General features: G+C 32.2%; 1 protein-coding gene. It reads right to left on the reverse strand.

What is annotated here, in order from left to right; translation table 11 throughout:
* Positions 1-239, reverse strand: a 239-nt coding sequence (locus NY022_RS09665) for a hypothetical protein (RefSeq protein ID WP_267525675.1), incomplete at both ends; no start/stop codon positions are given.

Here is a 239-nt window from a genome sequence, read left to right on the forward strand (position 1 = left end):
TAAAATAGTAACTTTCATTCCATTAGTTGAATTATCAACTGGTTTATCTTCAGGTTCTACTGGAGTTGGTTCAGGTTTAGGTTCTACTGGAGTTACTACATCAACTGGTTTATCATCTGTGTTATCAACTACATTACCTGATAAATCAGCATAAACTAGATTTGTACTAGCTGATACATTTGTATTACCTACTACAGCAAAGTGATATTCATAATTACCAAATTCATTGCAAGGTAATG

It is taken from the genome of Campylobacter sp. MG1, from assembly GCF_026616895.1.
GTDB lineage: Bacteria > Campylobacterota > Campylobacteria > Campylobacterales > Campylobacteraceae > Campylobacter_E.